The 10,393-nt window shown below is 42.7% G+C and carries 10 protein-coding genes and 1 pseudogene; 2 read left to right on the top strand and 9 right to left on the bottom strand.

The features are described from left to right. Positions 1-16 precede the first annotated feature (16 nt). From Q8P28_03030 to Q8P28_03070, 9 genes are all read right to left on the bottom strand, one after another. Positions 17-1,270, bottom strand: a complete 1,254-nt coding sequence (locus Q8P28_03030) for an ABC transporter permease (GenBank protein ID MDP2681769.1) — start codon at positions 1,268-1,270, stop codon at positions 17-19. A gap of 32 nt (positions 1,271-1,302) precedes the next feature. Next, positions 1,303-2,052 (bottom strand): ABC transporter ATP-binding protein, encoded by a 750-nt coding sequence (locus Q8P28_03035; protein ID MDP2681770.1) that lies wholly within the window; start codon positions 2,050-2,052, stop codon positions 1,303-1,305. A 134-nt stretch (positions 2,053-2,186) separates the two neighbouring features. Then, entirely contained in the window at positions 2,187-3,533 is a 1,347-nt protein-coding gene (locus tag Q8P28_03040) for a radical SAM protein (GenBank protein ID MDP2681771.1), read from the bottom strand. Then, the gene (locus Q8P28_03045) at positions 3,523-4,095 is read right to left on the bottom strand and encodes a hypothetical protein (GenBank protein ID MDP2681772.1); all 573 of its coding nucleotides are present in this window, start codon (positions 4,093-4,095) and stop codon (positions 3,523-3,525) included. Before Q8P28_03045 ends, Q8P28_03040 begins: the two co-directional genes overlap by 11 nt. A 112-nt stretch (positions 4,096-4,207) precedes the next feature. Next, positions 4,208-4,942, bottom strand: a complete 735-nt coding sequence (locus Q8P28_03050; protein ID MDP2681773.1) for a hypothetical protein — start codon at positions 4,940-4,942, stop codon at positions 4,208-4,210. Then, positions 4,932-5,585, bottom strand: coding sequence for a TVP38/TMEM64 family protein (locus Q8P28_03055; GenBank protein ID MDP2681774.1), 654 nt, complete (start codon positions 5,583-5,585; stop codon positions 4,932-4,934). The genes Q8P28_03050 and Q8P28_03055 overlap by 11 nt, the downstream gene beginning before the upstream one ends. Next, positions 5,566-6,330: an outer membrane lipoprotein carrier protein LolA gene (locus tag Q8P28_03060; protein ID MDP2681775.1), complete on the bottom strand. Its 765-nt coding sequence runs from the start codon at positions 6,328-6,330 to the stop codon at positions 5,566-5,568. The genes Q8P28_03055 and Q8P28_03060 overlap by 20 nt, the downstream gene beginning before the upstream one ends. Next, positions 6,320-7,918: a radical SAM protein gene (locus Q8P28_03065; protein ID MDP2681776.1), complete on the bottom strand. Its 1,599-nt coding sequence runs from the start codon at positions 7,916-7,918 to the stop codon at positions 6,320-6,322. The genes Q8P28_03060 and Q8P28_03065 overlap by 11 nt, the downstream gene beginning before the upstream one ends. Before the next feature lie 34 nt (positions 7,919-7,952). Beyond that, complete coding sequence (locus Q8P28_03070) at positions 7,953-8,882, bottom strand: hypothetical protein (GenBank protein ID MDP2681777.1); 930 nt, start codon at positions 8,880-8,882, stop codon at positions 7,953-7,955. A gap of 158 nt (positions 8,883-9,040) precedes the next feature. On the opposite strand from Q8P28_03070, the gene Q8P28_03075 reads away from it, so the two are divergent. Then, positions 9,041-9,805: an NADH:ubiquinone oxidoreductase gene (locus Q8P28_03075; GenBank protein ID MDP2681778.1), complete on the top strand. Its 765-nt coding sequence runs from the start codon at positions 9,041-9,043 to the stop codon at positions 9,803-9,805. Between the two features lie 226 nt (positions 9,806-10,031). After that, positions 10,032-10,253: pseudogene (locus tag Q8P28_03080) on the top strand (redoxin domain-containing protein). Positions 10,254-10,393: the final 140 nt, after the last annotated feature.

Raw genomic sequence — 10,393 nt, forward strand, 5'->3', positions numbered from 1 at the left:
CTTATTTATAACCCTCCTACCTAAACATAAATCTAAACCGCAGCGCCGCTATGCTGAAACATACTGTTGCAAATAAAAACAGCATGGACGCCTCAGGCAACACATTATTTATATTTCCGCCTCTTACAAAGATATCAACGAAACCCTCCAAACCCCATGACATCGGGGAAATAACAGTAAGCTTCTGCATAAAAGAAGGCATTACGAATTTAGGCACCATGATCCCGCCTATGGCGCCGAATATAATAACGGATGTGCCGCCCATGGTTGTGGCCTGTTCCGATGTCTTGCAGAATGTGGCTATTAGTAAACCATAGCCTATAGCCGCAAAACTGGCTGATATTGTAAGGAGCGCTATCCCGCCTGGCCCATTGCCTATTTCAAGCGCATCTCCGCCCAAAAACGGAAGGAGATACATACCCACCAGCATCATGAAGACAAACTGAAGCTGGTTGATAACGAAATAAGGTATCATCTTCCCTGCCAGTACCACCCATGCGGGGACAGGCATTGATTTCAGCCTTAAGAGACTACCCTGTTGTTTTTCTTTAATAAATGCTACAGACAGCGGGATTACCAGAAAGAACATGGCAAACAGCGACCACGCAGGCACACTCTGCTGCACTGATGTTGGCATGGCATTGCCGCCGGCGCTGCCGGTATATTCGTCTGTCACCTCGCTAAAGATTCTTATTATCTTAGCGGCTTCGCCCTGCTGTATGTTGATATTGATTCCAGCGGCCTCCTCAGCAATGGCTGCAAATTGCTCTATGAGCATTTTTGTCTCAATACCCTGTAAAATGCGATTCAAAGAAGATATCACAATACTGCGGTGAACGGCCTGTATGGTCGGGTCAGCCATTAAACGAATGGATAAGGCCCCGGCCTGTTTATAGTTAGTCGTTCCCATCTGCGCTTTAGCCCTCCGAACTGCCTTTTGGGTCGTCTCAGCAGGTATAATAACGGCAAATTTATGATTGCCCCTTGCAATATCTTCTCTGACTCTCTCTTCATTGTTCGGTGAGGTATCAACCCTGAAATACTTTGTGTTGGAAAAGGCGTTTATGATTTCGCGGCCTACTTGTCCGCCGTCCATATCAAGGATTACAATAGGAAATATCACACCGCCTTTTTCCTTAAACGCATCCCTCATGGCCAGCGACATAATAAGGACAAATGCCAGCGGCATAACAAAAAGGAGGAGAAGCGCCTCCCTGTCCCGGATAATTATCTTTGCCTCTTTGCTTATGGAAGCTAATAATTTATGCATATTCATTCCAAACCTTAAATCGGGATTTGGGTTCATTCCCTGATCCTTGTCCCTGTGAGCGCCAGAAATAATTGTTCAAGATTGGCGGCCCCATGCTGCGACAGGAGATGCCCTGTCTCACCTTGCGCAATTACACGACCATGGTCTATGATTGCTATATAATCGCAAAGCACTTCCGCCTCTTCCATATAATGGCTTGTGTAAACAATGGTCATGCCTTCCGCATTCATTTTGCGCAGGGTGTTATAAATAAAATGCCTGGATTGCGGGTCTATGCCGGCAGTAGGCTCATCAAGAAACAGGATGTCCGGCTTGTGGATAAGACCGATAACAAGAGAGAGCCTCCGTTTCATCCCGCCGGAAAATGTCTCAACCCTTGAATCGGCAAAATTGTTTAAATCAGAAATGGTTAGACACTCCTCTACGCGCAGGCGCAGATAAGAACCGCTTAATCCCTGCATGCTGCCGAAGAAGGCCAGATTTTCTCCGGCAGTTAATACTGGGTACAGCGCTGTATCCTGCGGCACAAAACTTAGACGATGTTTAATTTCATTGAGATTATCTATGATATCCAGCCCTGCAATCCGCATCCTGCCTGAATCCGGCTTAAGCAGGCCTGTAAGCATGGACAAAAAGGTTGTCTTGCCAGCTCCATTAGGCCCGAGCAAACCAAAGAAACTGCCTTTGCGAATAGCCAGACTAATGCCGTTTACAGCAGGCTGAGCCGCGCCCGGATAGGTTTTATAAAGCCCTTCAACTTCAATTATTATTTCGCTGTTCATGACATTAAATCACTTAACCCCACCCTCACCTTCATCCTCTCCCTGGGGGAGAGGAAAATAGTTTCCTCCCCTTCAAGGGGAGGACCAAGGTGGGGATGGGATTTTATGGGCTGTTTTGCCTCAAAGTCTCCAATTTAGAACGCTACCAATTTTTTGTTGATACTAAACCTGCGTTTCACTGTTTTTTTTATTGTCTGTTTAAAACCAAGGTTCATTGGCAGGAAAAAATTCCATTTGGATGTTGTCCCCCACAGCCGTTTGCAGATAGACGAATATGAGTAAAATTGTTTCAGCGCATCATAGTAACCATAAAGTAATTTTTCCGGACTCATACCTTTTGGTTTAAATACCACATTATTTGTATTATACCTTGACCAGTCGCGGTCTATTATCCTCCCTTCTGAATTCAATTTCTCATACAGACCTGTGCCTGGATATGGCGTAAGGATGGAAAAATATCCTATCTCGAGTTTTGCCTTAATGGTAAATTCTATTGTCCTCTCAAAAACACCTTCATCATCACAGTCAAAACCAAAGACAAACGAGCCGTCAATACCGATACCATAATCATGTATCTTTTTAATAACATCAAAATAATTATCAGGCTTGTTAAAACCCTTTCCCATCTTTGAGAGATTATCTTTGGATAATGATTCAAAACCTATTACAAAACCCATGCAGCCGCTCTTTCTGCATAGATCCAGCATCTCATCATCTCCGGCAATATTAACAGATGTCTGCCCCAGCCATTTAAGATTATACGGTATAATCCGTCTCAAAAACTCCTTTGCGTATGTCTTGTTGCTGATGATGTTGTCATCAACAAAAAACACAACATTTTTCAGGATAAATCTGCCGTCAAATGGTTTAAGGCCTTGTATCTCCCTTTCCACCTCATCTATCGGCCTGTTCCTGAATTTACCGCCAAAGGAATTTGTTACAGAGCAGAATTCGCAGTCATGCGGGCAGCCCCTTGTTGTCTCAATAAAGTGGACAGGCAGATATTTTTTATCTCTGTAGAGTTTCCAGTCTGATGTTGGCAGATTTACCAGTGGTGGAAATGCGGTATGCCTGTAAATAGGATTTAATCCGCCTCTTTTAAAATCCTCAAGCAACGAATGCCACAAACCCTCTGCCTCGCCAATTACAACACTGTCGCAGTGCTGAAGCGCCTCATCAGGCAGCTTTGAGGGGTGCATCCCGCCCATCACGACCTTTATTCCCTTTGACCTGTAATGGTCAGCTATCTCATAGGCGCGGTTTACAGCAGGGGTCATGGCAGTAATACCAACAAGGTCCGCCTCTTCATTTAAATCAAGAGACTCGACCTTTTCATCAATAATCTTCAGTTCCCAGTCAGGCGGGGTAAGCGCCGCAACCTTCAAAAGCCCAAGCGTGGGCAGGCGAAAATAAAAATCTCCGCCCATGAGACTATTTGAGGCTATTGGAGAAATCAATAAAAGTTTTTTCTTATCTTCCATCCTCTTTACCTAATTTAGGCCATTGATATTCTTTCTTCCATTTTGCATCGTACTCCGAAAGAATTTGTTTAACTTTTTGTTTATTTGCATCTTCCCAGTTTTTTAATGCCTCTATATCCGGTTGTAACTTATTTAATTCCTTTTCATGCACTTCAACTTTATCCCAAAATTCAGAGCCTTTATTAACAGATATAAAAGCAACTCTTGCTTTCCATACCCCAGGATATATCTGTGTAATTACATAATATGTCTTGCCAGCCTCAAGTTCTGCTTCTAAAAACACCTTGTTTTCAGCTACAGCAATAAATATATGTTTTCCTGGTTCAGTTAGATAATCAAACTGAGATTTAGCAACACTATTACCGATAACCTTTTCTCCATCACAAATATTGAAATTTATAGCAAAACCAAAACCAGAAGGTCTCATAAAACGAACTAAAGCCTTGTCCTTTGTTGGATTCAGAGCAACCTGTGAAGGTTTCATATATGCAGAAGAACCAGCACAAGCTGTAATCAGAAGCATAAGACATAATAGACACAATATGCGAATTTTTAATAACATGACACACCTCCTTTGAGATATTTTTATTTGATTATTGAAGAACCACACCATAAATAGCGGGATTCTCCTCGGTGAGGAATTAGTTAATTGAGCAGTTCATCCCCCCTTTCTTTTAAAGATTTTTCATGGCCAGTCTCATTCCTTCCAGAGCAGAAGACATTTGCTCTTTCAATATTTCTGAAAAATTATAGGAAATAATATGCTTGCCCTCTTTGCCGCCTGTCAGTTGATAGATATTATAATATTTATCAACCCTCCCCCCCTTTAATTCATGAATCCAGACAATCTCATTATTATCAACGCGTCTTAATCTCAGGGTTATATCTAAAGAAAATTCATATGAGACGTATGGCAGCCCGACTATGCGGGTAATCCATGCATAAAAGCTCGAACCATAATAATAACCGGTTTCTCTAACAGTGGTGCGGTTGAGAATACCTTCCAAGCGATAATCTATTGAAGCATATCTGTCATTTGGAAGAAATACGCTTTTCTCAAATAGCCTGGCTTCTTCAATATCTTTATATATGGCATGCGCAAAGCCTATTTTAAACGGGCCTGAATTATAGAATGAAAACCCAGTATATGTATCAGGTATCTCTGAGATAAAATCAAGCCACAAGGTGCCGGGGATAAAACCTGACCATTTCTTTGCATCGCTGGTAGCAGCCTGAGGCCTGATATCAATAAACTCATCCACCCCCAACACCTTTCTAAATGCCGAGACATAAAGCGACTTGTCATTCTTAAAATCCAAAGACAGATCCAGCTTTGAAGCAGAACACGCAGATACAAGTGCAGCTATTAGAAAATATAAATGCCGCAGCCTGAAGTGGTTACCCCGCATCTTTTCTCACCTTCTTTACAATATACGGAAGCCCCCCTAAAATAATTATGGCAGAGAAAGATAAAATAAATCCTGGGCCAAATGGATTAAGGATGGTGCTGCCGAAATATGTATATATAAAACTTGTCGGTATAAGGGCAATAAGGCTGGCAATATAAAAATCCATGAACTTTACCCTCGAAAGACCTGCCGAATAACTTACAATATCCCACGGCAAGCTGAAAAGCCTGAGCATGAGGGTTGTTTTGAAGCCTGCCTTTTCCATCTTTTCGTCAACTTTAAGCATCTTCTCACGCCCTTTAAGAAATTGCTCAACCCATTTTCTGCCAAACCATCGGGTCATGTAAAAACCAACAACCGTTGAACCTGCCCCGCCAATAGCGACATAGATAGTGCCGTACCACGGCCCGAATAACGTACCTGCTACTATGGTAAGACCTAAAGACGGAAGAAAGAATATGACAGGCTTGATTATACAAATAATAATAAATGCAAGGGGGGCGGCGTTTCCAAAACCATTAACAAATGATTTGATATCATCAGCGCCATGATGTGGAATATAAATATAGCCTAAAACAATAAGCAGAAGGAGTGCGGCTCCCCTGACAATATAGGGACTCAATCTAATAACCCGGGCCTTCATTTCCTATGGTTATGACATTAACATCGGCAGGGGCGTCAAAGTGAAAAAGGTTTTCTTTTATAGATGGATTCAATGCCACATCGGTAAGCTCGGTGACAGCAGTATCTCCCTTTTTGCCAATCACCTCAAATTTATGCGGCACCCCCTCTCCTTCTTTATACCAGATATGTATTGCAGTAAGATACCTTGCAACCATGACGGATTTGGGTTTCATCTCCAATATAAGATTGCCGCCCGGATTATACGCTGCGATGTCAAAATTCTTCTCCATCTCCTTTATTGACATATTCATTGCAGAAGAAAAAAAATTCATTGTCTGCCTTGCGGCGAATTGCTCTGAGAGGATATATCTTCGCGCCTCTTTTAAATCAGGCTGATAGACCCACATATTCTTTCCGTCAATAATCGTTATATGCCTTTCAGGTTTTGTTATATCCCAGTAAATGAGATTTGGCCTTTTCATCGTGATTATGCCTTTTGTTTCAACCTCTTTTTTAAGCAGTGGAATTTTCTTTCTCTGATATACAGCGGCGCTTATGGCATCTATATCCTTCTGAATATCCTTTAGCCTGTTTACAGCCTCTGCCATTTCTTTGGCCTGAAGCGGCTTGCCAAAAGATTCAGCCGGATTATCTTCACTGTTACTGATAGAGATAAATGGAAAAAGAAGCAGACAGACAGTAAACAGCAGGCAGTAATGTAGAGGCGACCCTATGTGGCCGCCCTTCAACCTTTTATATCTCATTGTCTGCCGCCTTCCGGCCTTTCATAACAAATGCCTTTTCAACCTTATTTCTGAATGTATAGCCTGCGTTGTAGGCGCAGAATGGATATAGCTTGCCGTCAGGGGCGGAATAATGTATGGCGCAACGTCTTACCCTTTCAAGGTTGTAGTTGTAATTATCCATAAAGTGCATGCCAAGAACAAAGAATGTCTTATAGGTATGGCCTTTGTGATCAGGAGACCATGAATATTTTTTATCTGAATAGCCGTCCAGGGTCTTTAAGAATTTATGGAATGTAAGACCTGCCGGGGCTTTTTGACTATTGAAATATTTTCTTACAAGCCCCAATGCCTTCACCCCTGAAAAGTATTTAAACCATCTCTTTTTTGTAGTCTTTGCAAGCTCATTTATTTCTTTCAGAAGTCCGTGAAGATTCAGAAACTGCGTGCCTGGCGTGGCCTTCTTATTTTTATCAACAAAAAGGAGCGTGCCCATGACGCAGTGGTGATGGCAGGTGTGATTGGTCAGGGCATGACCTGACATGGCTGAACCCAACTTTACAAAAGGCGTAATCGCGCTTAATGGAAACCAGTCCTCGTATGCCTTTGTGATGCCTGTCTGTTTGCCGACCTCGTGTATCATATCCGCAAGGGTAAACCGTTTGCTAAGCCTTTCTGCCTCGGCAAATCTCCCCGTAAAAACTACAGGCTGAACTGCAATCCCTGTAAGCACATCCAGATTTTCAAACGCTAACTTGATAAGGGGGCCTATCTGATGGTCGTTTATGCCTTTTATAACAGTCGGGACAAAGATTATCCTCAGCCCTGCCTTTCTTGCAGATTCAATTACCTGAAGCTTGGTTTTTAACAGCGCCCTGCCCCTTATCTTTTTAAACACCTCGTCATCAACGCCGTCCATCTGGAGATATATATATTGCAGCCCTGCCTCCCTTGCCTTCATCGCAAAATCAGGGTCAGCGAGTTTTATACCGTTGCTTGCTGTCTGTATATGACTGAAGCCCATATCCTTTGCAGCCCTTACAATATCCAGAAACCTCGGGTGTATTGTAGGCTCTCCGCCCATAAACTGAACAGCCTCCGCAGGGGCAGGCCTCATGTTTCTTAAATTCTGCATCATCTTTACAACATCCTCATAATCAGGCTGATACGGGTTTGTATTGGAATCGGCGAAGCATACAGAGCAGGAAAGATTGCAATTGCCTGTTATGTCAATATTGGCAAGGGATGTACTGGTTGTATGCATGTTGCATATCCCGCACTGGCTTGGACATTTTGTCGCGCCGGTGATGTGCGGGTTTGAAAAACCGCGGCCGTCGCCAAAATGCCACTCCTCCATCTGTAAAAAGAGTTTTGCGTCTGAAAAGACAAGGTCTTTGAATATCCCGTGGCTGGAACACTCCTTCTTAATCATGACCTTTCCGTCTTCTATATATTCAATGGCAGGAATGACCCTCAGGCATTCAGGGCATATTGAGTCTATTCTCTTGGGGAGCCCTGTTGTAATGGGCGGCGTATATGTGCCTGAAAATGTGTATCTGTCATCAGAACACTCTGATTCTTTGGGAGGAGCAACTTCACAAGCTGTCATGCAATAAACCTCCGGGGAAATTATTATCTGTTTTTTATATCTCCACAAAATTATACCACTGGTCAGGATACTCCCTGATGCGGTTTTCAAACAACGTTATAATATCCTGGGCGTATTGTTCTGTATTCTCTTCTCCATTTCCTATTATCACGGGCTTCTCTACAATCACGCGATAGCCGTTTTCGTCTTTAACTACAAACGCAGGCAGGATGGAAGCCCCTGTCATCCTTGCAAGGGCAAACGGACCTCCCGGGAAATGCGCTGTTTTGCCGAAAAAATTTACCATGACGCTGTTCCCTGAGCCGATGCTGTTTCTGTCAACAAGCATGGCCACAACCTCGTTTCTTTGCAGTGCATTGGCCAATTCCAAGGTGGCAAACGGAGAATCGCCGAGGATAACTGTATTTACATTATGCTGTTTCCTGTATCTCTCCCGTATGTCATCTATCGTCTCTATGCCGTCACGAAATGTTACAACATTTATCTTTATATTGTGTTTGCCGACAAATACTGCGCCGAGTTCCCAGTTTCCAAGATGCCCTGTTAAAAGCACGACCCCTTTCCCTCTCCCGAGCGCTGTATTAAGGTTTTCCATGCCGTCGAACCTTTTTATCGCCTCCAGCAGGGAATCCTTATCAATAGACCTGAATCTACCGTAGTCAACAAGATAGGTAGAATAATTTCTAAAGGTATTCAGCGCCAATGACATTATCTCATTTTCGCCTGTCTCAGGAAAAACCCTTTTAAGATTTTTCTTTACATTCTGTCTCATCCTTTTATAGAAGAGATAGCTTATGTCTGCTATTCTCCTTGCAAACCAGTAAGAAAGCCATGCCGGCAAATATCCTATCCCCCATATCCCGAATTGATATACTATGGGCTGGGCAAGAAAATGCCTTTCTGCCGCAGACCTGACTTCTTTATTCTTTTCTATTGCCATTTCCATAATTGTATTTTCTATCATAAAATCACATAAAAAAACAACACCTTTTTATACATAACACCTCTTTCTTTTTTTATTTGTATTCTCTGCTGCCTTGTGATATTCCTTTCACAAGCAAACTAAACCGTTTACCCCCTTGGGACGTCTGACCAAAAACGCTATATCTGACCTAAATTTTCATGAAAAACAGACAAAAACCAAAGATTGCCTTTTTCTCATTCACCTGCTGTGAAGGGTGCCAGCTCCAGGTCCTTTCCTGCGAGGACGAGCTTGCCGATATTATAAGTCTCGTGGATATAGTGAACTTCAGGGAGGCCGTTGATGAAAAAAGGGATGATTATGAGATTGCGTTCATAGAAGGAAGCGTCAGCAGAGAACATGAGATAAAAGAAGTTAAAAAGATACGTGAAAAGGCAAATATCGTTGTTGCACTCGGCGCATGCTCTTCAACAGGCGGACTCAACTGCCTTAAGAACAGATTTTCTATGGAAGATGTCATAAAAACTGTTTACGGAAATAAGCCAAAACATTATAAACAGTTTGAGACAATACCTGCACGGCCCATTGATGCAGTAATTCCTATAGACTACTACATCCACGGCTGTCCCATAACAAAGGCTGAATTCCTGCATGTCCTCAAATCGCTTCTTTTAGGCAAAAAACCGGAGATTCCTAATTACCCTGTATGCGTTGACTGCAAGATGGCAGGGAATATATGCGTATTTGAAAAAGGGATGACATGTGTCGGCCCGGTTACAAGGGCAGGCTGCTCCGCTATCTGCGTTACATACGGCTGCATCTGCTGGGGCTGCCGGGGACTTGTAGATGATCCGAATATTGCAGCGCATGAGGATACCTTGAAAAGATACGGACTAACCGTTGATGGGGTGTTGAGGAGCTTTGATTTGTATGGAGGGTGGGAGAGGCATAAGGAGGGCAAGTGAGAAAAGAGCTCCAATGGGACTGTTGTTCATGCTCACTAATTAGGTAACTCTTTTGGTATGATAACAAAAACCAAAGGAGGCCTATATGCATTACGAGTATAAGATTATTCTTAAGAGATGGCTGAAAGGAAAGGCTGATAGTATTTCACAAGATGGATTTTATATTTCGGAGAAATGTATTTTGTGTATTCCGATATAAAAAACTATTAAAACAGGAGGTTAATATATGGAACGAAAAGGTGTAATTACAATGAAGGGAAATCCATTGACATTGATCGGCCCTCAACTCAAGGCCGGAGATAAGGCGCCTGAATTTACAGCGCTGGACAATAAATTAACAGGTAAGGGTTTAAAAGACTTTGAAGGCAAGGTAAAGCTTATCAGCGTAACACCTTCGCTTGATACTCCTGTATGCGACATGCAGGCGAGAAGATTTAATCAGGAGGCTGTGCACCTCCCCCGAAATAGTGGACACACCAAAGGGTTAGGTTATAGTAGAATCATATAACCTAAGGAGGTGTGAAATGCAAGAAAGGAAAGTGAACAGGAAATACGATAAGCAGTTTAAGGAAGAAGCAGTAAGACTTG

The sequence above is a fragment of the Deltaproteobacteria bacterium genome (assembly GCA_030690165.1).
Lineage (GTDB): Bacteria > Desulfobacterota > GWC2-55-46 > UBA9637 > UBA9637 > JACRNJ01.